This window comes from Rhodococcus sp. 05-2255-1e, assembly GCF_002259025.1.
GTDB lineage: Bacteria > Actinomycetota > Actinomycetes > Mycobacteriales > Mycobacteriaceae > Rhodococcoides > Rhodococcoides fascians.
In genome coordinates this window covers 1-24,074 of the sequence record NZ_NOZE01000021.1, presented here as the reverse complement: position 1 = coordinate 24,074, position 24,074 = coordinate 1, and the positions used below count along the sequence as shown (strand labels likewise).

Below are 24,074 nucleotides of genomic sequence, written 5' to 3'. Positions count from 1 at the left end.
GCATGATTGTTAGATTGTGCCCATGGCCTTGGAACCTCTGGACTCGTGCGATCTGTTGTGTATGGACCTCCCTTACGCCGAGAGAGTGCGCGCTACTCTGCCCGCGGTCGGCGATATCGAACCGGTAGCCGACGCTGCCCGAGCATTCGGCGACCCCACCCGACTGACCATCGCGCTCGCGTTGAACGCCGGCGGGCAGATGTGTGGCTGCGACATCGCGTGGATCGTGGGACAGAGCCAGAAGCTGGTCTCCCACCATCTCCGCAAACTCAAAGCCGCGGACGCCGTCACATCGAACAGAGACGGAAAGTTGGTCATGTATTCGCTCACCGACCGCGGCACCCGACTGCTCACGACACTGACCGAGGCACTGCCCACCGCCTCGGCCACCGCTGATCTCACCGGGGTCGATCATGGCTGACGCGTGCTGCGGACCTACCCCGGCAGCGCCGACCACCGAATCCACTGCTGACGGTGCGGACACGGGAGGTCCAGCTCCAACCGATGCACTCCCGAGGTTGTGGCAGGTCCGCGAGCTGCAACTCGCCTCGGCCGCCACGATCATCCTGGTCGCATCGTGGTTGCTCGGTCGAACGGGTGCCGATGCGGTTGCGACCGTCGGCGCTCTGATCGCTGCCGCGATCGCCGCCGTCACCTTCGTTCCCGCGACGGTGAGAAATCTGCGACACGGACGCATCGGTGTCGGCACGCTGATGACGATCGCGCTCCTCGGTGCCATCGCATTGGGCCAGATCCCCGAGGCCGCGATGCTCGGTATCTTGTTCTCCGTCGCCGAGGGACTCGAGGAATACGCGGTCACCAAGACCCGCCGCGGACTGCGCGCACTCCTGTCGTTGGTGCCGCCGACGGTATCTGTCCTGCGCGGTGGAACCGAGCAGGCCCTGTCCCCCGACGATGTCGTGATCGGGGACATCATGGTGCTGCGGCCGGGTGAGCGAGCTGCCACGGACGGCACCATCGCTCGCGGTTCGACGAATCTGGACGTGTCTGCGATCACCGGCGAGTCCGTGCCCATCGAAGCCGGTGTCGGTGACGAGGTGCATGCCGGTGCCATCAACGGCGGCGGGGCCATCGAGGTCACCGTCACCGCGCCGGCATCGGAGAGTTCGCTTGCTCGCATCGTCCGCATCGTCGAACAGGCCCAGGACCGAAAAGGGGCCGGCCAACGGCTCGCGGACCGTATCGCACGTCCGCTCGTGCCCTCGATCATGGTTCTCGCCGTACTCGTCGCCGGCGTCGGTGCGGTGCTCGGTGACCCCATGTTGTGGCTCGAACGCGCACTGGTGGTCCTGGTCGCGGCATCACCGTGCGCGTTGGCCATCTCGGTGCCGCTGTCGGTGGTGGCGGCGATCGGGGCTGCGAGCCGCAACGGGGCATTGATCAAAGGCGGTGCAGCAGTGGAAGAGCTGGGCCGCATTCGCGTCGTCGCCTTGGACAAGACCGGCACCCTCACTGCGGGACGACCGGAGGTCGTCGACGTCGTCACCGCTGCGGGAATCGGCCGCGACGCCGCGCTGGCTGTTGCTGCTGCGCTCGAAGCGCGCAGCGAGCATCCACTCGCCCGCGCCGTACTGGCCTCCGTGTCGACCGTCGCGGCCGCTGATGATGTCACTGCCATCGCCGGGCACGGCCTGACCGGCACCCTCGACGGTGCCGCGATCAGGCTCGGGAAACCGAGCTGGTTCGACACACACCCCAGCTCCGAGGTGTTCCGCGCCGACGTCGCTCGTCTGCAGAGCAGCGGTGCCACAGTCGTTCTCGTCGAACGCGCCGGAGTTCTGATCGCTGCGATCGCCGTCCGCGACGAACTGCGGCCCGAGGCCGCCGAGGCTGTCCGCCAACTCACCGCGCTCGGTATCGACACTGCGATGCTCACCGGCGACAACGCGCTCACTGCGCAGGCTCTGGCGACCCAGGCGGGCATCACCGCCGTCCACGCCGAACTACTGCCCGAGGACAAAGCGGCCCTGCTGACCGACATCGCGGCCGGACGCAAGATTGCCATGGTCGGCGACGGCATCAACGACGCTCCCGCCTTGGCGACCGCCGATGTCGGTATCGCCATGGGCGCGATGGGAACCGACGTTGCCATCGAGACCGCCGATGTTGCCCTCATGGGGGAAGACCTCCGGCATCTACCGCAGGTGCTGGCCCACGCTCGACGCGCCCGGCGCATCATGATCGAGAACATCGCCTTGTCGATTGCCATCATCGGCGTGCTCGTCCCACTGGCTGCTACCGGTGTCCTGGGCTTGGCCACCGTGGTGCTCGTCCACGAACTCGCCGAAGTCCTGGTCATTGCCAATGCGATTCGCGCCGCCCGCACCACGCCCTTGGACGGTTTCGTGCCCCCGCCCGCGGCGTCCGGTGCCCTCAACGTCACGATCGCACCCGCAGCGGCCTTCGCGGATGCCTGCTGCGCTCCGGCTCCGACGCCGAGGAACACCGCACCTGCATCTGGGAACCTACTGGCCTCCACCACCGCAACGTCACCATCGGCGATCGGAGCAGACGATGGCAGCTCCGGGTGCTCGGATGGATGTACCTGCTGCACATCGACCCCCGCGTACGGCGAACTCTTCCGCGGAAAAAGGTAAAGACCTGTGAGCGGTGATCGAACTGCACGCAGGCTCTACAAGATCGAAATGACCGCAGCAGCAGGGGCATCGACAACAGAGGTGCGCTGGTACCACCTCGAACGAGCACACATCCTCTCGCAGCCCTATCCGTGGTTGCATACTCGCAACCACGCCGCGATGTTGAAAGCTGCGGTGACAGAACACGATCGGCGCGAATCCTGGGGCCAGTTGATTCGGATCGTGGTCGCTGCTCCAGGATCGTGGTCGGGGCGATACCCGGCCGGTAACACCGGCCGGGTCGAGGCGGGACTGATGTCGCCGATGCCCATTCCGCAGGACCTTGCGGACGCGCTGGGGGGCACGTAGCGGGAGTCATCAGTTCAGGCCTGCGTAGGAGTGCAGCCCGGAGACGACCATGTTGATGATGAACAGGTTGAACAGCATCGCCACGAATCCGGCGATGTTGATCCATGCTGCGCGGGTGTTGCGCCATCCGCTGGTGGCGCGGGCGTGCAGGTAGGAGGCGTACACGATCCAGGTGATGAAGGAGACCGTTTCTTTCGGGTCCCAGCCCCAGAATCGGCCCCATGCGGCTTCGGCCCAAATGGCACCGAGGATGACGCCGACGCCGAAGAGCGGAAATGCGAAGATCGTGGTCTTGTACGCCACGATGTCCAGAGTCTGAGCGGAGGGCAGACGGGCGACGATCCGGCTGGCTCGACTACCCGAGGCCTCGGGATGCTTCATGCGGATCAGGAACAGCGCGCTCGCAACCCCGGAGATCAAGAACACCCCGCTGCCGAGCGAGACGATCGAGACGTGCACCGGCAGCCAGTACGACTGCAGTGCCGGTACCACCGGTGCTGCGTTGGCGTACAGCACGGTGCCGGCGACGAACAGGAGAATCAACGTCGGCACCAGGACGAACAACCACAGGGTGCGCAGTTGCTTGGAGCGCAGCACCACCAGTGCAGCCAGTACACCGGCCGCGCAGGTGACCGAGACGAATTCGTACATGTTGCCCCACGGCGGGCGGCCGGCGGCGATCCCGCGAAGAACGATCGACCCGACATGCAACGTCAGCGCCACCATCACCAGCCCGAGTCCGGTACGGCCCATGCGTTCGGACGGAACCCGCCGGGGTGCGTCGGGAATGCGACCGGGCGTCGACGATGTCGCTGCGATCACCCGCGTGCGCAGTCGCTCCATATTGTGCAGCTCCGCGCTACGGGTCGTCGCGAGCTGACCGAGGAATGCGATTGCTGCGAGGAGATAGACCACGAAGGCGGTCTCGAAGCTGATGTCGCTCCAACGGGCGAGGGTGTCGTCGATCGGCATGGTGTTACACCGTTTCTCTGTCGTGGGTCTCGGAGTCGCTCGAAGTTGCCTGCGGCCAGATCTGTGACCGGAGGGTCTGGAATTCGGGTCCCCAGCCGGCGTGATCGGTGCGAGCCAGGCCGCCCATGTCCACTCGCGAGAGACCGTGTTCGCCAAGGTGGGCCCGGAACCAGACGCGGCGGCGTGTGATGACCAGGGACACCAGCAGTCCGGTCATCATCGTGACCGCGAACACGAGGACCCACCGCTGCGCGGGGTCGTATCCGACCTGGAGATTCGCGAATTCCTTGGCACCGTCGAACCGGACGAGAGTGCCGTCGGAGAGGGTTGTCGATTCTCCGGGCCGCAGGTTGACCCGGTCTTGTTTCACCAGCCGGCCCTGGTTGATCATCTCCTGGTCCAGGGAGAAGATCGACTGCGGGATGCCGGTGTCGAGACCGGTGTCGCCCTTGTAGATGTCCACTGCCACAGCGGGATCGACCAATTCCGGGAAGCGGGAGGAGAGCAGATTTCCGTTGAATTGCGCGGTGGGCGCGAAGAGTCCTTCGATGGCGATCTGCCCTCGGCGGCGTTCGGCGGCGGTGGCGTAGGTCCCCCCGGGTGGGTCGAATCGCAGCGCGCCGCTGCTGAGGAACGTGGTGGCGTCGTCGGGGCGGAACTGCAGGGCTTCGGTGCGGGTCTGGCCGTCGGGGAAGGTGACGGTGAACTCGGGGGCGTAGCCGTGTCCGGTGAGGTAGATGCGTTCGTCGCCGAGCCGGAGGGGTTCGTTGACTTTGAGTTGATACTCGCGCCAGGTGTCGGCGGCGATGTCGTCGGCGCTCTGGTAGGAGATGTTCGAGGTGAACATCTCGGCCTGACCGTTCTCGAGGTAGTCGGCGGTGAAATCTCTGACCCGGATACAGAACGGCTCGAGTCCGGTGCCGTCGGTGCTGTTACCGGCGCGAAAGGAGTCGTAGATCGCGGGCGAGGTGTTGCAGAAACCGGGCCCGTTGTCGGCGATGACGATGACCGAGCCTTCGTAGCCGAACAGTTTGCCGATCGCGATAGCGGCGAGCAGACCGATCAGCGAGAAGTGAAACAGCAGGTTCCCGGCCTCGCGGGTGTAGCCCTTCTCCGCCGAGAGAGTCAGTGCCCCATCGGGCTCGGGTCGAACGGCGGTACGCCACCCTTTCAAGTGCCGCGCGATGTCGGCGATCACCTTCTCGGGGTCACCGGCGAGGGTGCCCGAATGATGCAACGGTAGTCGAGTGAGGTTTCGCGGTACTCGAACAGGTTGTGCGCGAAGAGCTTTGCCGTGCTCGATCAACCGGGGAGTCAGACAGCCGATCAGCGAGACGAACAACAGGACGTAGATCGCGGTGAACCAGGAACTCGCGAACACGTCGAACAATTCCAGCGTGTCCATCACCGGCCCGAGAACCGGACGCGCGGCAATGAAAGAATCGACGGCCTGGGTATTGAGATTGCGCTGCGGCAGCAAAGCGCCGGGGACAGCTGCGGCGGCGAGGAGGAACAGCAGCACCAACGCTGTCCGCATCGACGTCAGTTGTCGCCACCGGTTGCGCAGCATCGCCACTGTTCTGCGCACCAGTCCCGGCGAGTGCGCACGGGGGTGTTCGTCGATCGTCATCTCCGCACGCCCTTCACCGACCACCATCTAAATACTACGCGACATAGTAGTTTGCGGGGTTCGGTGTGATGGAGCGTGGTCGGCGCAGCAGCGAGAACGCCAGTGCTGCACCAGCGCCGGTGGCGGCAATCCATTCCGGAACGCTGCCGGTGATCGTCGCCGGGGTGAGGGTGGTGCTCAGTGACACCTCGGTGACGACAGCTGCGGGGGTGAACAGCTCCGTGCGCCCGACGACCTCCCCGCGTGCATCGATGACGGCGCTGACGCCGCTGGTGGCCGACACGACGACGCTGCGCCCGTGTTCGACCGCTCGTACCCGCGACATGGCGAGTTGTTGATAGGTCATGTTCGTCCGACCGAAAGTGGCGTTGTTGGTGGGCACTGCGATCAGCTGGGCACCGGCGCGCACGGAGTCGGTGAGCAACGAGTCGAAGGCGACCTCGTAGCAGGTGGCCACCGCCACGGGCACTCCGGCGAGGTCGAGGACGCCGTTGCCCTGGCCCGGGGTGAAGTTTCCTGCCTGGGCGGCATAGGGAGAGAGTGCGGTGACGATCGTGCGCATCGGCAGGTACTCCCCGAACGGCACCAGTTGCCGCTTGTCGTGCCTCTGCCCGGGCCCGGTGACCGGATCCCACACGATCGAGGTGTTGCTCGTGGTGCCGTCGTCTCGGCGGAGAACCGTGCCGACGAGAATGGGCACACCGACGGCGCGGGCCGCGGCGGCGATACGTGCGGCGGCATCGGGGTTGCGCAGGGGATCGATGTCGGAGGAGTTCTCCGGCCAGATGACCAGATCGGGTGCGCGTACGCGGCCGGAGTCGATGTCGTCGGCGAGCTCGATGGTGCGCTGAACGTGGTTGTCGAGCACCGCTCGTCGTTGGGCGTTGAAGTCGAGACCGAGCCGCGGGACGTTGCCTTGCACCAAGGCGACGGTGACCGTGTCCTGCTGCGGCGGAGCGAACAGTGGGGCCACCATCGTGAGCGCCCCTACAGCAGTGGCCGCACCGATGCACGACGCTGCTGCAGTTCTGCGGGTGATGCGATCGGAGGCAACAGCGCCGGCCAGAGCGGACCCGATCAGCACCACGACGAACGACAACCCCGGTGCGCCGATCAACGCAGCCAGAGGCAGCAGCGGCCCGTCGGATTGACCGAATGCGATGCGGCCCCAGGGGAATCCGCCGAACGGGATCCTAGATCGTGCCGCTTCCATCGCCACCCAGGCGCTCGCCACCCAGACCGGCCCCCACGGCAGTCGCGACATCCGATCCGCTACTGCGCCGAACATCGCCACGAAGAGGGCTTGAACGACGGCCAGCGCCAGCCACGGCACCGATCCGACGTACTCCCCCACCCACGGCAGCAGAGGCACGAAGAACGCCGAGCCGGCAACGAAGCCGTAGCCGGCCCCCGCACGCGCCCCTCGCCCGCGCACAGCCAACAGCAGCATTGCAATTGCTACCGGAGCGAGAAACCACAGATCTAGGGGCGGGAACGTGGCGTACATCGCCAGCCCCGAAGTTGCCGCTGCGGTCAGACGTGCCCAGGTTCGGGGCCCTTCACCTCGACTTGTCCGATACAGCCGCCACACTCGACCTCGGTCGACGCAGGACGGTCCGGGCCCGGGTTCGGCATCGGGCATCGCCCTCATGACGAGGGTGCCGCCGCCCTCACGGCGACACGACGCATCGGGTGGCGGAGAAATCGACGGTATTCATCAACTACTATGGTGCATAGTATTTCAAGTGTTGGCAAATCCGGGGTCACCTGCACCGTCTGCGGTGCACCCGGACGTACGCACGGTGTACACCCGAGAACGAGGACCAGTGACCCGCTCCCCCATCGCAGCCGCTCGGCTCCGCGCCGCCGCAACCGCCCTTGTCCTGGCTCTGGTCGCTGCCGCTCTACTGGTCGACTACTGGGCGCAGGCGGCGTTGCCCGGCTCGACGATTCCGCTGCGGATACTCGAGCTGCGACTGGCCTTCAATCGCGGAATGGCGTTCAGCCTGGGTGATTCTCTGCCCGTGTGGGTCGTCGTCGCCGTGACGGCGTCGATCACCACCGGGTTGGCGATCTACGGGTGGCGTACCGCGCCTCACGCGGGTCCGGTCACCACGGCAGCGCTGTCGTTGGTCCTCGCCGGTGCACTCTCGAATGTCCTCGACCGGCTCCTCGACGGCGCGGTCACCGATTACTTTCACACCGGTTGGTGGCCGACATTCAACCTCGCCGACATCTACATCACCTGCGGGGTGGTGCTGATGATCGGGGCGGCACTGTTCACGCGAGAGGCCACAAAGATTACCCCTCGGCCCGCAGTGCCCGACAGCGCCGAATCGTGAACTTGCATGAGATACCTCGGTGCTCGAATCGAATGCCCAGCAGTGCAGACACATTCGCGACAGGACAATCTTGCTGATTCGCTCGAACAGTGAGAGTGATCGACACCGGAACGGCTCGAAACATATTCGACCACAACCACCGACAAGCGATCGTCGCCTCTCGCTCACCGAGGCGCACCGAGGCGCACCGAGGGGAACCTGCTGCATGAGCGACAACATCCCGGCGCTACCGCGCCGTATTTTTCTCGCTACGAGCTGCGCTACAGCGTGCCTGGCTGCCGCCGGATGCAGCGTCGGCGAAGCCCCGTCCGGTGAGGACACCGCTTCCGACGGTCCCATCACCTTGTCGGTGAACGATGTTCCTGTCGGCGGTGGAATCGTGCTCGCCGACCGGCAGGTCGTCGTCACCCAACCGGAACCCGGTACCTTCCGGGCCTTCTCGGCTATCTGTTCTCACCAAGGGTGCACAGTGAACCGAGTCCGCAACGGCACGATCGAGTGCCCCTGCCACAACAGTGCCTTCTCGATCACCGACGGGGTGGTCGTGCGCAGCCCCGCTACCGAGCCACTGCCGAACCGCGCCGTGACCAGAACCGTAGATACCCTCACAGTCGACTGATCCATCACCGGGCGGCCGAACATGCGAGGTGGACGGGTTCGGGGTGAACGGTGTCGACCGGGCCGATGTGCGGCAATCGAGGACCCACTCTGTGCCCCCACCCGACTGGTGCCGGTTCCGGTACATCGCTGCCGTGTCGACGACAGCACGGCGTGCCGATCTCGCACCGGGTCGAGACCTGCCTACCAATTGACCTCTCGGCAACGGCCTTCGCCTTCCTGGGGTTCGACCTGCACAGTGGCGTGTTCGAGACCGAACTCGTCGCGGAGAACCTGCTGCGCTGCAGCGAGCACCCGGGGTGTCTCGGCCTCCGGGGCGACCGTCAGATGCGCCGAAGCGACCTCCATCCCCGACGTCAGTGTCCAGATGTGCAGATCGTGTACCTCTTCGACATCGTCGACACCGGTCAGGGCCTTTTCCACGGCGGCGACATCGATGCCCGACGGAGCGTGTTGCAGCAGAATTCGTACGGCATGACGCCCCAGAGTGAATGCACGCGGCAAAACGAACAACCCGATGGCGACCGCGATGACCGGGTCGGCGTACCGCCACCCGAACACGACGGTGACCAGTCCGCTGACGAGCACTCCGATCGAGCCGAGCATGTCCGCCATCACCTCCAGATACGCACCCCGAACATTGAGGCTCTCTTTCGCACCACTACGCAGAAGGAGGAACGCGATGAGGTTCATGGCCAGACCGAGCAGTGCCACCAACATGACCGGAATCCCGGGCACCTCCGGTGGGTTCGTGATGCGTTGCGCGGCTTCGTAGAGAATCCACCCAGCGACACCGAAGAGCAGCACTGCATTGAACAGAGCCGCGAACACTTCGGCTCGATACAGTCCGAACGTGCGGCCGGTCTTGCGAGACTGCCGCTGTGCGAGTGTGATCGCCACGATCGCCATCAAGACCCCGAACACGTCGGTGAACACGTGTGCGGAATCGGACAACAACGCCAGCGACGAGGTGGACAGACCCACTACCACCTGCGTCACCAACGTAACCGCCCCGAGACCGACAGCGATCCACAGTCGCCCGAGGTGCTTACCGGATGCGCTCGCCGGCGATCCCGGCTCTATCCCGTGGCCATGTCCGTGTCCCATCGTGGGTACCCCTTCTCGGCGTGGTTCGATAGCAGGAACACAACATATTGCGATATGCGCATATATGCAAGTGTCGTGTTCGCTGGAAGCTGCTGCCCGCGCGGCCGCACTGCGTCGGCGCAGAACTATGATTCGTAGTAGTTCGATCTCGGTTGCGCGACTTGGTCGCGCAGCCGTGCCGATATTGCCGGCCGACAGTTTTCCCGCCACACATCATCCACGTAAGGGGTGCCGCGTCATGGCCACCGACGACATGGCCACCGAAGCCGCACTCTCGACCCGCGGTCCGGTGAATCGACGCTCCGGTTCGCAGGTGATGCTGCTGTGGGCCGCGATCGCGGCAGTGGTGGCCGCTGCGCTCGCGGCGTTGTCGACGTCGCAGGCGCTGATTCTGCTCGGGCTTCCCGATCCGGGACCGATCACGACCTACGGTATTCCGGCGCTGACCGCGCTCGGAGAGGTAGCCGCGGTCGTGGCGGTGGGGTCGTTGCTTCTCGCAGCGTTCCTCGTTCCTCCCCAAATGTCGGGTGTGCTCGCCATCGACGGGTACATCGCCGTCCGCACCGCGGCGAAGGCCTCCGCTGTGTGGGCGGTGTGCGCGGCGGCGTTGGTGCCGCTGACACTCTCGGACGCGTCGGGTCAACCTGTCGGATCCGTTGCGGCGCAACCGGTGCAGTTCCTCGGTGCGATCGGCGATGTCGAGGCCTCCACTGCATGGGCCATCACCTCTGCGGTCGCGGCGATCACCGCCGCAGCATGCGCGGCAGTGTTGCGGCATCGGTGGACCCCCGCCTTGTTCGCCCTGTCGATGCTCGCGTTGATCCCGCGCGCGGTCACCGGCCACTCCTCGACCGGCGGCAATCACGACATCGCGACGAACTCGTTGATCCTGCACATCCTCGCCGCCGCTCTGTGGGTTGGCGGACTCCTCGCACTTCTCGCTCATGCGCTGCGCGGGGGTGGACACCTTGCCGTCGCGACCCGCCGCTACTCGACGCTCGCTCTGGTTGCGTTCGTGATCATGGCGGTCTCCGGAGTGGTCAACGCTGCCGTGCGAGTACCCGTGACGTCGCTGTGGGATTCGACGTACGGCGCTCTGATACTGGCGAAGATCGCAGCCCTGGCGATCGTGGGGACCCTCGGGTGGATACAGCGACGACGAACGGTCGGCGCTCTGGCCCACGATCCCGAGAACCGCAGATCCCTGATCACGTTGTCGATGATCGAGACCCTCGTTCTCGTCACCACAGTGGGCCTGGCGGTTGCACTCGGTCGCACTCCCCCGCCCCCGCCGCAGGACGCCTCGCTACCTCAGGCGCACGAAGAAGCCTTGGGCTACGTGTTGGACGGCCCGCCCACCGCTGCGCGGTTGGCGTTCGAGTGGCGTTTCGACCTGGTGTTCGGCTCCGCTGCGGTGATCGCGGCCGTCCTGTACCTGGTGGCCGTGCGGCGCCGCCGGCGGGTAGGCCTGCCATGGCAGAGGCGGTGGACAGCGAGCTGGTTGATGGGCACTGCGGTGCTGCTCGTGGCGACCTCGTCCGGGGTCGGGCTCTACAGCCCGGCGATGTTCAGCGTGCACATGGCGGGACTGACCGCGGTCGCCATCGCCGTGCCGTTGCTGTTGGTCCTCGGCCGACCGGCCACCTTGTTCGCCTCGGTCCTGCCGACCGCGCCGGCAGCCGACGCACCGGGCTCGCGCGAATGGCTCCGGGCTGCATGGCACAGCCGAGCAGCCCGGATCGCGATCCACCCGTGGGTCAGCACCACGGTGTTCCTGAGCAGCTTCTACCTGCTCTACCCCGGCGGAGTGTTCGACACCGTCGCCGACTCGCATGTGGCACACATGGTGATGAAGGGCTGGTTCCTGACCGTCGGGATGGTGATGTTCTGGGGCACGGTCGGCGAAGACCCGGTACCGAGACCGATCGCGGGACTGACGAAGTTGCTCGCGAGTATCACCGCGTTGGCCGGGTTCGCATTCTTCCTCGTCGTGACGATCGATCTCGAGACCGCGCTCGGAGCGAGCTTCTACAGCGGACTGCGTCTGGATTGGAACGCCGACCTGCTGGCAGACCAGCGGCGCGGCGGCACTCTGGCGTGGGGCATCGGCGAGTTGCCGTTGCTCGCTGCCGCGGTTCTCGCCGCGGTCCGGTGGTCGGCGGCCGACGAGAGCGCTGCACGGCAACGAGATCGCCGAATCGACGATCAAGGTGATACCGAACTCGAGGCGTACAACACCATGCTCGGTGGCCTGTCCTCTCGGCGGGATCACCCCTGATACCCGCAGAATCCGTTCACGGTCAGAGTCGCCGCAGTGCGGGGGATGTCCTCCGAGGACCGTGACCAGCGGTATGGGCGAATCCGGGTCGAGTGGGATGGAAAAACTATGGTCGATAGTAGTAACCTGTGGCCTGACCGTCACCATTTCGTTATCTCGAGCGAGGCCTCGGCCTCGTAGCCACCAAGGATTGTGATCTTGGCCCGACACCGCACACCCGATCCGATCGACGACGACTGCGCAGCGCCGGCGCGCGCCGGCGTGATCTCGATGCCCGTCGGCCACAGGCCGACGGCGCTCACCGATCGCCCCCGTCATCGACGGGCCGACTTCGCACCCTCACGTTTCGTGACCGAGTCGCCCGCCGATGCCGGGTACTCCGACACTCTGTCGGAGGACGAGCACACGCCCGCGGCGCAGACGCCCGCACCGGATGGAACCGCTCACGCGGTCAGCGACGCCTGGGACACCGCGGGCGCGGGCGCTACCGCGTCGATGTGGGCGGCGCACGTGGCCGGTCCGGACGAGACGACGCACAACGAGGGTGACCGCGATGTAGTCCAGCCCGTGTCGCGAAGTGCTCGCCGCGGACTTCATCGCCGCCGGGTGCCGAAGCCGGGTGGCCGCGCCATCGCTGCGTCGGTCGCGGTCGGTGCCTTCCTTTCCGCGGCAGCGACGTCTCCGAACACCGGGTCGCAGGACAGTGTGGCACTGAGCGCTGCGAGTATCGATCGACCTCCCGCCGGCGTCCTGCCGCCGAGCCCGGTCGTTGCCTCACCCCCGCAGGTGTTGCAGTTGCCCGATCTCGACGTCGGCCGACTCGCGCAGCGCATGACCGAGCAACTCGCCGAGGGGGGAGTTCGGGCGGCGGAGCGCGCAGCACGCGACGCCGAGGCGCGCCGCCCGCTCTCGGTGGTGCCGGTGTCGGGCACATTGACCTCCGGTTCTGGGCCACGTTGGGGGACAACGCATTACGGACTCGACATCGCCAATACGATCGGGACGCCGATCGTATCGGTGACCGACGGTGAGGTCATCGAATCAGGGCCGGCGCAAGGGTTCGGCCTGTGGGTGCGTATTCGTCAGGACGACGGCACGATCGGGGTGTACGGGCACATAGACCAGGCGCTCGTCACCGCCGGTCAACGCGTGAAAGCCGGCGAGCTCATTGCTACGGTAGGCAACCGAGGCCAATCCACCGGACCCCACCTGCATTACGAAGTGTGGCAACCCGACGGTGCCAAGTCCGACCCGACGGCGTGGCTGTCGGCACGCGGAGTCGATATCACCTGACACGACAAGGAAAGAAGATCTGGCGATGAAAAGGCTCGGTGATCTCGAAGCGGAGGTGATGAACGTGCTCTGGGAATGTGACCGACCACAGTCGGTCCACGACCTGCGTGAACTCATGGCCGACAGAAACCCCGCCTACACCACGATCCTGACCGTCGTGACCCATCTCCACGAGAAGGGGTGGGTCGAGCGGACCAAGCAGTCACGCGCGTACCTGTACTCCCCGGTGCAGTCGCGCGCGGAGGCCACCTCGCAGGCGCTGCGCGAAATCCTCGACACCAGTACCGATTCGGCCGCGGTGCTGATGCATTTCGCGAAAACCGTCACCGACGACGAGCTCGACGCTCTGCGGGGGAACCTGCCGGACGTGAACCGGTGATCGTCGCGCTGGTGTTGCTCCTCGCGGCGATCATCGCGGCCGTCGCCCTGCCGCAGCCGTTGACCTCTCTCACCCGCACCGTGAGCCCTACTCTCGCCTTGACCGCATGGATCGGCAGCATCGCCGGGGTGCTGTTTCTCGTGGGATCCGCGGTAGCCGTGTTGCTCTGGCCCGGCCATGCGCCCGCTGAGGGCATGGTCGAACTTGCCGTCCGCTGTCTGGGATCGCTGCAACACGCGGCCCAGCCGTGGATCGGGGAAGCTGTAGCCGGGGCATCGGTCGTCCTCGCGGCGTCGGCGTCGGCGCGCGTCCTGCGCTCGACTCGCCGTCAGCTTCGAGCCCGGTCCAAAGTCCGCGACTATCACCGCGATGTCATCGCCGTCGTCGCGCGCACGGACCCCGGACCCGAACCGATCATGTGGCTCGACCACCCGCTCCCGCTGGCCTACAGCATCGACGGTCGCCCGGGCTACGTCGTGGCCACCGAAGGCCTGCTCGCCCATCTCGATCCCGATCAGCAGCGAGCTGTGATCGCACACGAACGTGCCCACCTGCGCGGGCGCCACCACCGCATCGTCAACATCTGCGAGATCCTGGCCAAAGCACTTCCTCGCGTTCCCCTGTTCGCCGCAGCACCTGCAGCGGTGCGGGTTCTGGTCGAGGTCGCCGCGGACCGGTCCGCGGCCGCGGTCACCAGCGCCGACACTGTGCGTTCGGCCTTGTCGACGGTCTCGCAGGCGCATTCAGCGCGGCCACTGTGGGCGTTGGGCCTGATCGGGGACTCGACCGCCGCGCGGTTGCATCACCTCGATACGAGCGCGCAAACACCGAGCCGAACCGGAGCAGGCGCTTACGCTGCCGCCGCCGTGCTGCCGCTCGTGGTGCCGGCCGCCATGGCAATCCTCACCCTCAGTGCGGTCTCCGCCGCAGCGTGCGCGGTCCTGCTGACTTGAACCACCCCTAAATACTATGGTGCATAGTATTTGAGTTAGGCTGTCGGACGCGTCCTGTAATTCGCGTGCGATTCGAAGGTGGTTCCATGACGGCGCTGACATCTCCTCCGGCTGCGCCGGCGGTTCGCCCCTATCCACCCCGCGGGGCCCGCAAGGGGTCGTTCCTGCACACGATGGTCACCACCACCGATCCGAAGGTCATCGGATTGATGTATCTGGTGACCTCGTTCGGATTCTTCCTCGTCGGCGGCCTCATGGCCTTGATCATGCGCTCCGAACTCGCCGTTCCGGGAATGCAGTTCCTCTCCAACGAGCAGTACAACCAGCTCTTCACCATGCACGGCACGATCATGCTGCTGCTCTACGCCACCCCGATCGTCTTCGGCTTCGGCAACTACATCTTGCCGCTGCAGATCGGCGCACCCGATGTCGCCTTCCCCCGGCTCAATGCCTTCTCCTACTGGCTCTATCTGTTCGGCGCACTGGTCACCACCGCCGGGTTCATCAGCCCCGGCGGTGCCGCCGACTTCGGCTGGACCGCGTACACCCCGTTGAGCAGCGCCGTCTACTCCCCCGGTATCGGATCCGACCTGTGGATCGTGGGCTTGCTCGTCGCAGGCCTGGGCACCATCCTGGGCGGGGTCAACATGGTCACCACCGTGGTGTGCCTGCGCGCACCGGGAATGACGATGTTCCGCATGCCGATCTTCACCTGGAACATCCTGGTGACCTCGATCCTGATCCTGCTGGCGTTCCCACTGCTGACCGCGGCGCTGATGGGCCTGCTCGCCGACCGGAAACTCGGCACCCACATCTTCGATCCCGCCAACGGCGGGGCGTTGCTCTGGCAGCACCTGTTCTGGTTCTTCGGTCACCCCGAGGTCTACATCATCGCGCTACCGTTCTTCGGAATCGTCTCGGAGATCTTCCCGGTCTTCTCCCGCAAACCCATCTTCGGGTACAAGGGTCTGATCTACGCCACCGTCGGCATCGCAGCTCTGTCCATCGCGGTGTGGGCGCACCACATGTATGCCACCGGCGCCGTGCTGCTGCCGTTCTTCTCGTTCATGACCTTCCTCATCGCCGTGCCGACCGGGGTGAAGATCTTCAACTGGATCGGCACCATGTGGCGCGGCCAGGTCACCCTCGAATCCCCCATGCTCTTCTCCATCGGATTCCTGATCACGTTCGTCTTCGGCGGGTTGTCCGGAGTGCTCCTGGCGAGCCCGCCCATCGATTTCAACGTCACCGACACCTATTTCGTCGTCGCGCACTTCCACTACGTCGTGTTCGGAACGGTCGTGTTCGCGACCTATGCGGGCATCTACTTCTGGTTCCCGAAGATGACCGGCCGCATGCTCGACGAACGACTGGGCAAGTGGCACTTCTGGATGACGTTCCTCGGATTCCACGCCACCTTCCTCGTCCAGCACTGGCTCGGAGCGCAAGGAATGCCGCGCCGCTACGCCGACTATCTCCCGTCCGACGGGTTCACCACCCTCAACCAGGTCTCGACCGTGGGATCGTTCGTTCTCGGAGCCTCGACGCTGCCGTTCATCTGGAACGTCTTCAAGAGCTACCGCTACGGCGAAGTGGTCACCGTCGACGACCCCTGGGGATTCGGTAACTCCCTCGAGTGGGCGACCAGTTGCCCACCACCGCGGCACAACTTCACCGAGATGCCCCGAATCCGCTCCGAGCGGCCGGCGTTCGAGCTTCACTATCCGCACATGGTCGAACGCATCCGCGCCGAGCAGCACGTCGGTGGCCCGCACTCGGATTCGATCGCGCCCTCGGAAGTGATCACCGAAGCCATCGCCGGCCGTGAACGATCCGATCCGCCGGACCCGGTGAAATAACCATCGCCGCAGAAGTGACCCACCGCTAAACCGCCCTCCCTACTACTATGTCCCGTAGTTGTTGGGTCGGGCTCGATACAGAGGAGTACCCCACGTGAAACGTCTGATGCTGATCGCTGTGATGATCTGCGGGACAGCATTGTTCGCTGCAGCGCCGGCGTCGGCGCACAGTGAGCTGGTCAGCTCCGACCCGCCCGCCGATGCCACACTCGAGTTCGCGCCGATCGGTGTCGGTCTGGTGTTCAACCAGGACATCAACGAATCGTTCGCGACCATCAGCGTCGTGGGTCCTGGCGACACTCAGTGGGCACAGGGAACGGCCACGGTCGAGGGCCCCGACGTATCGGTCCTGCTCCAGGACGGACTCCCCAACGGGGAGTACACCGTCGGCTACCGTGTCACCTCCGCGGACGGGCACCCGATCACCGGGTCGTACGGTTTCTCCGTCGACGTTGCGGCGACCGCCACCCCTCAGGACGCCGCTGCACAGCAGTCGCAGAGCGGTGCGACCTCGACCTCGCCGACTCCTGTTACCACGGCTACGCAGCCCTACGATCCCAACAATCCCTCCGCCAGCGAAGACCGGCCACCGAAACAGAACACCATGATGCTGCTCTCCATCGTGGGCATCACGGTTATCGCGCTCGCCGCTATCGCCCTGACCCTGGTGATCCGAGGCAAGAACAAACAATGACAGGGTGCCGATGAACATCGCTGCCGTCGATCCCCCACAGGCTCCCCCGACGCTGGCAGCGCTACTGAGCTGGGATCTTCCACCGCTCCCGATCCTGCCGATCGCCGGCATCGTGATGGCCGGGCTGTACTGCTGGGGACTGATTCGGATCCAACGCCGCGGTATCGAATGGTCGCGCGGGCGCAGTTTCAGCTTCCTCATCGGCTGCGCGGCGCTGGTCCTGGTGACCGGACTGCAGATCGAACGCTACGGCTACAGCCTGTTCAGCGTGTTCATGTTCCAGCATCTGACGTTGTCGATGCTTGTTCCACCCTTGCTGGTGGTCGGCTCCCCTGGACGGCTACTGCTGCGGGCCACCTCCCACTACGGCGTCGGCCGATGGGTACTCATCGCCGCCTTGACAGGTTTGCGGAGCCGCGCCGGGCGCATCGCACTACATCCAGGTCTGACGATCCCGCTGTTCCTCTTCAGTTACTACGGCCTGTATCTGTCGTCGATCTTCGATGTTCTCGCGGTCACAGTCATCGGCCACGTGTCGATGGAGATCTTCTTCTTCGCCAGCGGGCTGCTGTTCATCATCCCTGTGCTCGCCGTCGGCCCCCTCCCCGTTCGGCAGAGCAATCTGGGCCGTTTGTTCGACCTGTTCGTCGAGATGCCGCTGCATGTGTTCTTCGGTGTCATCTTGATGATGTCGAGCACCCCCATGCTGGCCACATTCGCCTTCCCACCCCCGGACTGGGGTGTCGATCCGGTAGCCGATCAGAAGCTCGCCGGAGCGTTGGCGTGGTCCTACGGTGAGCCGGTGGCATTGCTGGTCGTGCTCATCTTCTGTATTCGGTGGAACCGGGACGAAAAAGAGGAATCGGCTGCCGCGGACCGGCACGCCGAAGAGGACGGGTACAGCGAACTCAACGCCTACAACGATTTCCTGAAAAAGATCGGTAGCGAGACCAGTCAACGCACCTGAGCTGTCGCGGCCGTCCTGCGCTCGGGGACTGCCGCGACCTCATCGCCTGATCGCGCTTACTGGCAAGGGCACGATCGGGCGCATTCATCGCGCACGTGTGCCCGCCCCGATTCTGGCTCCCCGCTCACCGAGCCAGGCTTGCGGATCGACCTTCTGCCCCGCGGGAGATGTGGTCTCGAAATGCAGGTGCGGACCCGTCGAATTACCGCGGTTCCCGACCTCTGCAATCCGATCGCCCTTACGGACGCGCTGACCCACCGTGACCGAATTTCCGTTGTTGTGCCCGTAGGTGGTGATCGATCCATCGTCGTGTCTGATCCGAACCCACAGCCCGAAGCCCTGCGCGGGCCCGGCGCTGATGACAGTCCCGTCGGCCGCGGCGACGATCGGCGAGCCCAGTGAGTCGGCGATGTCGACACCGCCGTGTTGTGTCCCGCTCCGGGTGCCGAAGTTCGAGGTGACCAGTCCACCGCTGGGTGCGACAGCAGACGCAGTACCTCGGGAGGTGGCCGAGCCACCGGACGTGGAACCTCGCTGCTGTGCTGCATCAGGAACAGAATCTTCGGGCGCAGTCGTCTCAGGCACACTCGTCTCAGGCGCAGTGGTGTCTGGCACGGGCGAATCGCGGCCGGTGTTGCCCGTCACCGGATCCTGTTCCCCCCCTCGGTCGCCGTCGTGCGGGACCGCGGGGTCGAGGGCGTCGACCTGGAGCGATGTGGCGATACGAAGGGCCAGGAGTGGGTCGAGAGTAGCCAACGGGGCCAGGCAGGACAGGGACTGCGCCGGGGCATTCGACACTCCTCGGGCGATGGCGTCGACGATGCATCCTGCCGACGCGGACACGGGGCCGGCGGTGTCCGCGATGACACCGCCGGCCTGGGCGGCGGCCCACGACGAGGATGCGAAAGCTGCGAGATCTGCCACCGCGATCGGATCGGTACCGATTGTCGCGGCCCGATCGGCCAGGCGGATCAACCGGCTGACGGCGTCGGCGGTCTGCTGACCTTCGACCTCGTCCCCGGACTTCGCGGCCGGTTGACCCGGATTCGCTCCGGCTACCGGGGCGTGCAGGAACACCGCACCGAGTGCGACACCGACGATCACGTATGTCCGCGCACCTCGGCATGCGCGACGTCGACCGCCGCTCGGCGTCGTCTTTCCCGCGTTGTTCACGTGGTCACCCTTCTCGTTGAATGCCGGTCGCGACCGCAGTGGATGCCGTGTCGGCCGTGGGTCAGTGTTGCGTGGTCCCATCGACACCACAAGCCCCTTCTGTCACACGCTCGACTGAATTCATCGCTGTTTCGCCTATCGCGTCGGCGTCGAAAGTGAGTGCATTGCACAGTAACTCGACGATTCGACGCCGTTCCATGCGTGCCGGTGCCGGTCATGGGGGTCATCCCAATCGTTATTACTATGCAACATAGTATTTCGATATGGGCGTCAGCTCTCCGGCAACGGTGAGACCCCGTGTGCGCTCAGTAGGGCATCGATCTGACCGACCTCGGCGGTTTGGGTCGAGGCGATCGAGCCTGCGAGCGCGGCGACAGCGGGAACTGTCGCGTTCGCCGCTCCCAGCTCTGCCATCGGGATTCCCCCACGATGGTGGCGGCGGAGCAGTTGCAGATACCGGCCGTCGAATTCTTCGGCGTTCATCCGGCGAAGTGCCGTCAGCTCGGCGGTACTGGCCATGCCGGGCATCGACCTCGCGTCCTGTCCGCTGTCGTTCGCGGACGCGCTCATGTCCATCGGGTGACCCTCTGTCGAGCTGGCCTCGGTCATCCACGTCATCGGCGGGCCGTCTGGCAGATATGGCCTGTCCCACAGTGTCAACCAGCCTTGCATAGTGCCGACTTGGCTCTGCTGCGAGGTCAACACGTCGAAGGCGAGGGTCCGGATGACCGGATCCGTCGAGCGTCCCAACGCCATCGCCGACATCTCGATCGCCTGGTTGTGATGGAGCGACATGTCCTGCGCGAAACCCACATCCACCGAATCCGATGCGGGTACGGCCACTCGTGCGCCGTCCGGTGTGAGCAGTACGCCGATGAGGACGCCGGACAGGACGAGGGCTGTCACCGCCAAGCCGATGAGCAGTGCCCTGGGCCTGGATCTGGGTCCCGTTTCCGCGGCGTCATTCTGTGCATCGTCGATCTGGGCATCGTCGGTCCGGCCGTGCACGGTCATCGACTCCCCTCCCCCATCGGCGCTGGCGCACTGTCGAGGGCCGGGTCTTCCTCGAGGGGCACCGCGTCCGGTCCTGGCTCGCTGGCGTCGAACGGCGGCGGGTTGTCGGGATCGAACGCGCCGGGAATGGTCGAGCAACTGGCTCCGCTCTCGGGGTGGGTCGAGGGGTTCTGTCGCAGAGCAGCGACGAACTGAGTGATGCGCCGGTCGGAGGCATTGTCGAGCTCGAGTCGATGACCCCACGACTGCAGCGTGATCGGTGCCGTCAGGCCCGGGTAGGGCGACATCATCGTGTAGGGCTCGCCCTCGACCCGCCCGGCGAGTGAACCGACCTCGTCGGAGGAGACCCGGTTCGGGTCGTACGTCACCCACACCGCCCCGTGTTCGAGCGAATGAACCGCGTTCTCGCTGCGTAGCGGGACGGGGTACACCACTCCGGTACACGTCGCCCAGGTCTGGTCGTGAGGGCCGCCGAACGGCGGACTCCGATCGTAGGCAACTCTCTGAGCTGGTTCGACGTGCCGCGCTGCCGGATACTCGACCTCGACGACGCCGTCGATGCCGCGCGAGGGGTCCGGGTCGTCGGCGGTCGGCGCGAACCGCTCGGCCTGATTGCGTTCGAGGACGCGGGGGGCCAGGTTGTATCCGATCGCACCGACGAGCACGACGATGACGACACCCGCGCCGATCACCGTCCAGGGAGCGCGTACGCCCCCGGGCACTCCGGCTGGGCGTGATCGCCGAGTCGAGCTCCGTCGGCCTCGGGCGGGGTTTCTGCTGCTGTTCATATTGCTCCTCCGTCAAATACTATGCACCATAGTATTTGATGGAAGGTCCAAGAAAGTCCCTACGCACGACAGGACGGCCCATGCCGGTGTTCCGCGCACCCTCAACTGCTCGCGGGCAGCTTGCCCTTCATGTACTGGCGTACAACGGTGCACGCCTGCTCTTCGTGTGTGTCGCCGCAGGAGTACTTTTGGCCGTCGACGCGCTGACGAGCCTTGACATTTCCTTCGTGTTGGTTCTTCTTGGCGCACTTGCAGCAAGCCTGCCGCTGTCGGCACTGACCCTGAGGAAGCTTCGCCGAACCATCAATGCGGACATCGAAGCAGTCGATCGCACGCGCTCGATCAAGAAACGAGGCCCCGCGGCGGGACGACCCGGCACCGACAAACCGTGACGTCGGCGTACGGACTTCGGCGTTGGCGTTGGCGTTGGCGTTGGCGGATCGTCCGTGTCGGTCACTGTTCGCCAACCCACTCGATGGGTGCTTCGGCGTCCGGCTCGATGTCTAGTAGTTCCAGGGTGCGGTGCATCAGAGCCTCGATTCGATACTCGAGATCGTCGACGAGGTCAGGCACATCAGCCAGAGCGGCGTGGGCACGGCCGCGGGCTTCGACACCGATTCGGTAGTAGTCCGAGCCTGGTGCAGCTGACACCGGGTGCGGTGGTGGGACGGTCACGTCCGTTTCCCGCTCGCCACGACCGCGTCGCCACGACAGGGGCGGGCGCGGGTCGTGCCGGGGCGGTCGCCCGGAGCGGTGAGCAGCGATGACCGCCCCGACCGCTGCCGGGGTCATCGGGTCGGCGGGGAACGGCATGTGACCCCACCGGTCGATCGGAACGGCGACGGGGCCTGGACGCACCGGCCACCTGGACATATCGGGAAAAGTGTCCCCCTGTACGTGCTCTGTGAGTAGTGCCGTCGAGGGGTAGCGATCCGAGAACCGCAGGACAGTACGCCAGCGTTCCCAGATCTCGGCGGGGTTGAAGCCTTCCGACTCATCGGCTGCGATCCAGATACTGTGCCGCCCATCGATCCACACACCATCGCCGTCGACTGCGATGTCCGAGCGATCGAGCGACGCAATAGCTCTGTGCGACAGGCCAGCTCCGGACAGCAGAAGTAGAACTGCGTCCCTGCGGCCGAACAGCGCCTGCGTCGATCCCAGGAAGGGCAGCGCTGTGGCCAGTTCCCGGTAGTGTTCGGCGCGACGTGCCACGCGTGCGGTCCGTCCGGAGTCGAGCGCCATACGCAGCGCTGCCGCACGCCCGGGCGGGGTGTGACCGGCATCGAGATGTCGGCGGTTGATCGCGGCGACCCTGCGGAGCTGCACAGGATCACTGGCTGGATTACCGGTCAGGAACTGCGCCAACGTCATAGCCGAGGCAGGGAGTGGCTCGACGTCGGTTGCGGCGCACCAGTCGGCAAACAGTGACCACTCGTAGCGGTAACCGCTCGGCGGAGTAGCGCTGCGTTCGGGCGACACGGTCAATGACGCTACCCACCTGCACCGACACCGCTGAGTCGAAACACTCAAAACTCGTTTCCCGCCAGAGCAGATTCCGACCATCCCCGGGGGTGCTGCGCCGGTCTGGCGCAATATTGAACCGCCGAACATGCCCAGGGATGGAACTGACCACGCGCGGTTGGGCGGCGAGTTCGTGTTGCGTGAGCACGCAAATCACACCCCTGGGTGGGCTTGTCACTGTCGTCGGCAGGCGAGGGCCAGGCGGCAGTTCGATTGCTCCCGAAGTGAATACGAAGACCGAAGAGCCACCGAGTGAGCTGCACCTCATCGACTTGCGGCACCGTCCACAGCCCGGAGACTCGAAACATGACATCTTTTGTGGCGCTCAGCCGCGAAACAGCCATCGGCGCGGAGGCTCGACTGTCGTGGATACTGTCCGCGCTGGCCGGAATGGTGGGTGCTGTCGCATTTCTGCATTCGGCGGGGTATTTCGTGACGTTCATGACCGGCAACACCGAACGCGCCGTCATCGGCCATTTCGGCAGTCCGGAAGGAAAGCCCGTTGCACCCGGCGCATCGCCGTGGGCCGCACTGGCGTTGATGGGTGCCTTTCTGGCGGGAGTGGTGATCGCGTCGATCTGCCGCCGCCGATACTGGTCAAATCACCCGCACGGAGCAACGGTTGTCACGACCATCGCGCTCGCCGTGGCAGGACTCATCGACATCGGAGTTTCCGGCTGGTCGTCCGACGGCGTAGATTTTTATCCCATTTTGTTGGTTGCGTTCGCCCTCGGCGCGCTGAACACTGCATTCACGAAACGAGAAGAAACCTACATTCCCCTGAGCTACGTCACCGGCACCGTCGTCAAACTGGGCCAAGGGATCGAGAGACACCTACTGGGAGGCGGTACCTACCTCGACTGGCTTTGCTACGCAATGCTTCTCGGCTCCTTCGCAGCCGGAGGTGCAGCCGGGGCTCTGATCGGTGTCGTGATCACCGGACCTCAAGTACTCCTGGTTACCGCAGCCATCAGCCTGCTGGCAACCATCTTCACCTTCACCCACACCGAGCGACGATCCCTGTGGGGATAGGCCCTCTTCCCGTCCGGCGAAAATCTACGGGTCCGCACTCCCGAGACTGTTCTGCTCGAACCGGTTGAACCCGCCCGGACTCGACCGACGTAACACTGGCGCAACGTGAACCGATCGGTTCGGACGTGTGGAGAGGATGCTCGGCTCGATACACATCATTTCTCACTTGGTCCTGATCTCGATGCCACGCGTCAGCGATGCCGTTAGTTGCATCGGATGGAGTTGCGCTCGGCCGTCACGGACCGAGTTCGGTGACGGCGTTGCCGACGAGCGGAGCGTTCTCGCGGGCATAGATTTCGACCAGGCCCGGGGTGGCGTGTCCGGTTTGACGCATGATCGCGTGTGCGTCGGCGAAGTTCCAGATCAGGCCGTCGGTGAGGACGACGTCGGCGTTCTTCCTGGTGTCGTTGTGGAATGGCGCAGAGGGAGTCGTCGACGCCGGCAGCGAGCTCGACTTCAAGATCTACAGCAACCAGAGTTCGGTT

Annotated in this window: 23 protein-coding genes; 14 read left to right on the top strand and 9 right to left on the bottom strand. The window is 65.3% G+C overall.

Going from position 1 to position 24,074, the window contains the following annotated elements; translation table 11 throughout:
- Positions 1-22: 22 nt before the first annotated feature.
- Genes CH262_RS14535 through CH262_RS14525 form a run of 3 tightly spaced genes read left to right on the top strand, consistent with a single transcriptional unit; the run spans position 23 to position 2,966 of the window.
- Positions 23-421 carry an ArsR/SmtB family transcription factor gene (locus CH262_RS14535; protein ID WP_027494226.1) on the top strand — a complete coding sequence of 133 codons (399 nt, stop codon included), beginning with the start codon at positions 23-25 and terminating at the stop codon, positions 419-421.
- Positions 414-2,618: a heavy metal translocating P-type ATPase gene (locus CH262_RS14530; RefSeq protein ID WP_094681416.1), complete on the top strand. Its 2,205-nt coding sequence runs from the start codon at positions 414-416 to the stop codon at positions 2,616-2,618. The genes CH262_RS14535 and CH262_RS14530 overlap by 8 nt, the downstream gene beginning before the upstream one ends.
- A gap of 6 nt (positions 2,619-2,624) precedes the next feature.
- Positions 2,625-2,966: a DUF3703 domain-containing protein gene (locus CH262_RS14525; RefSeq protein ID WP_254924065.1), complete on the top strand. Its 342-nt coding sequence runs from the start codon at positions 2,625-2,627 to the stop codon at positions 2,964-2,966.
- Positions 2,967-2,975: 9 nt separating this feature from the next.
- Here CH262_RS14525 and ccsB read toward each other — a convergent pair whose 3' ends face one another.
- From ccsB to lnt, 3 genes are read right to left on the bottom strand one after another with little or no spacing between them, the layout of a single operon-like run.
- Positions 2,976-3,938, bottom strand: coding sequence for a c-type cytochrome biogenesis protein CcsB (gene ccsB / locus CH262_RS14520; protein ID WP_094629849.1), 963 nt, complete (start codon positions 3,936-3,938; stop codon positions 2,976-2,978).
- A gap of 4 nt (positions 3,939-3,942) precedes the next feature.
- The gene (gene resB / locus CH262_RS14515) at positions 3,943-5,568 is read right to left on the bottom strand and encodes a cytochrome c biogenesis protein ResB (protein WP_254924066.1); all 1,626 of its coding nucleotides are present in this window, start codon (positions 5,566-5,568) and stop codon (positions 3,943-3,945) included.
- A gap of 34 nt (positions 5,569-5,602) precedes the next feature.
- On the bottom strand, positions 5,603-7,075 hold the full coding sequence (gene lnt / locus CH262_RS14510) for an apolipoprotein N-acyltransferase (protein ID WP_254924067.1): 1,473 nt from the start codon (positions 7,073-7,075) through the stop codon (positions 5,603-5,605).
- A 319-nt stretch (positions 7,076-7,394) separates the two neighbouring features.
- Here lnt and lspA point away from each other — a divergent pair, with 319 nt between their 5' ends.
- The gene (gene lspA / locus CH262_RS14505) at positions 7,395-7,910 is read left to right on the top strand and encodes a signal peptidase II (RefSeq protein WP_052054828.1); all 516 of its coding nucleotides are present in this window, start codon (positions 7,395-7,397) and stop codon (positions 7,908-7,910) included.
- A gap of 205 nt (positions 7,911-8,115) precedes the next feature.
- Entirely contained in the window at positions 8,116-8,529 is a 414-nt protein-coding gene (locus tag CH262_RS14500) for a Rieske (2Fe-2S) protein (RefSeq protein ID WP_057479439.1), read from the top strand.
- Positions 8,530-8,711: 182 nt separating this feature from the next.
- Here CH262_RS14500 and CH262_RS14495 read toward each other — a convergent pair whose 3' ends face one another.
- Positions 8,712-9,635: a cation diffusion facilitator family transporter gene (locus CH262_RS14495; RefSeq protein ID WP_032370892.1), complete on the bottom strand. Its 924-nt coding sequence runs from the start codon at positions 9,633-9,635 to the stop codon at positions 8,712-8,714.
- Positions 9,636-9,873: 238 nt separating this feature from the next.
- Here CH262_RS14495 and CH262_RS14490 point away from each other — a divergent pair, with 238 nt between their 5' ends.
- The gene (locus CH262_RS14490) at positions 9,874-11,913 is read left to right on the top strand and encodes a cytochrome c oxidase assembly protein (protein WP_094681417.1); all 2,040 of its coding nucleotides are present in this window, start codon (positions 9,874-9,876) and stop codon (positions 11,911-11,913) included.
- A 140-nt stretch (positions 11,914-12,053) separates the two neighbouring features.
- Here the strand turns inward: CH262_RS14490 and CH262_RS27660 are convergent, their stop codons facing one another.
- Positions 12,054-12,215: a hypothetical protein gene (locus tag CH262_RS27660; protein ID WP_179275013.1), complete on the bottom strand. Its 162-nt coding sequence runs from the start codon at positions 12,213-12,215 to the stop codon at positions 12,054-12,056.
- Positions 12,216-12,408: 193 nt separating this feature from the next.
- On the opposite strand from CH262_RS27660, the gene CH262_RS14485 reads away from it, so the two are divergent.
- From CH262_RS14485 to CH262_RS14460, 6 genes are all read left to right on the top strand, one after another.
- Positions 12,409-13,206: a M23 family metallopeptidase gene (locus tag CH262_RS14485; RefSeq protein WP_094681483.1), complete on the top strand. Its 798-nt coding sequence runs from the start codon at positions 12,409-12,411 to the stop codon at positions 13,204-13,206.
- Positions 13,207-13,231: 25 nt separating this feature from the next.
- Positions 13,232-13,585 carry a BlaI/MecI/CopY family transcriptional regulator gene (locus CH262_RS14480; RefSeq protein ID WP_032382574.1) on the top strand — a complete coding sequence of 118 codons (354 nt, stop codon included), beginning with the start codon at positions 13,232-13,234 and terminating at the stop codon, positions 13,583-13,585.
- Complete coding sequence (locus tag CH262_RS14475) at positions 13,582-14,538, top strand: M56 family metallopeptidase (protein WP_094681418.1); 957 nt, start codon at positions 13,582-13,584, stop codon at positions 14,536-14,538. Before CH262_RS14480 ends, CH262_RS14475 begins: the two co-directional genes overlap by 4 nt.
- Before the next feature lie 86 nt (positions 14,539-14,624).
- Positions 14,625-16,397: an aa3-type cytochrome oxidase subunit I gene (ctaD, locus tag CH262_RS14470; protein WP_052054829.1), complete on the top strand. Its 1,773-nt coding sequence runs from the start codon at positions 14,625-14,627 to the stop codon at positions 16,395-16,397.
- 94 nt (positions 16,398-16,491) lie between these two features.
- Entirely contained in the window at positions 16,492-17,091 is a 600-nt protein-coding gene (locus tag CH262_RS14465; protein WP_052054830.1) for a copper resistance CopC family protein, read from the top strand.
- Positions 17,092-17,101: 10 nt separating this feature from the next.
- Positions 17,102-18,058: a cytochrome c oxidase assembly protein gene (locus CH262_RS14460; protein ID WP_032382576.1), complete on the top strand. Its 957-nt coding sequence runs from the start codon at positions 17,102-17,104 to the stop codon at positions 18,056-18,058.
- An 84-nt stretch (positions 18,059-18,142) separates the two neighbouring features.
- Here the strand turns inward: CH262_RS14460 and CH262_RS14455 are convergent, their stop codons facing one another.
- The 3 genes from CH262_RS14455 to CH262_RS14445 form a co-directional block, all read right to left on the bottom strand.
- Positions 18,143-19,231 (bottom strand): M23 family metallopeptidase, encoded by a 1,089-nt coding sequence (locus CH262_RS14455; RefSeq protein ID WP_235581815.1) that lies wholly within the window; start codon positions 19,229-19,231, stop codon positions 18,143-18,145.
- 270 nt (positions 19,232-19,501) lie between these two features.
- Positions 19,502-20,245 (bottom strand): DUF305 domain-containing protein, encoded by a 744-nt coding sequence (locus CH262_RS14450; RefSeq protein ID WP_094634702.1) that lies wholly within the window; start codon positions 20,243-20,245, stop codon positions 19,502-19,504.
- Positions 20,242-21,033 carry a DUF3105 domain-containing protein gene (locus CH262_RS14445; protein WP_057479448.1) on the bottom strand — a complete coding sequence of 264 codons (792 nt, stop codon included), beginning with the start codon at positions 21,031-21,033 and terminating at the stop codon, positions 20,242-20,244. Before CH262_RS14445 ends, CH262_RS14450 begins: the two co-directional genes overlap by 4 nt.
- 80 nt (positions 21,034-21,113) lie before the next feature.
- Here CH262_RS14445 and CH262_RS14440 point away from each other — a divergent pair, with 80 nt between their 5' ends.
- Entirely contained in the window at positions 21,114-21,425 is a 312-nt protein-coding gene (locus CH262_RS14440) for a DUF4229 domain-containing protein (protein ID WP_008720486.1), read from the top strand.
- A gap of 61 nt (positions 21,426-21,486) precedes the next feature.
- On the opposite strand, the gene CH262_RS14435 is transcribed toward CH262_RS14440, so the two are convergent.
- Positions 21,487-22,515 (bottom strand): hypothetical protein, encoded by a 1,029-nt coding sequence (locus tag CH262_RS14435; protein WP_053068873.1) that lies wholly within the window; start codon positions 22,513-22,515, stop codon positions 21,487-21,489.
- Positions 22,516-22,863: 348 nt separating this feature from the next.
- Between CH262_RS14435 and CH262_RS14430 the strand changes: the two genes are divergently transcribed.
- On the top strand, positions 22,864-23,589 hold the full coding sequence (locus CH262_RS14430; RefSeq protein ID WP_048320416.1) for a YoaK family protein: 726 nt from the start codon (positions 22,864-22,866) through the stop codon (positions 23,587-23,589).
- Positions 23,590-24,074 lie beyond the last annotated feature (485 nt).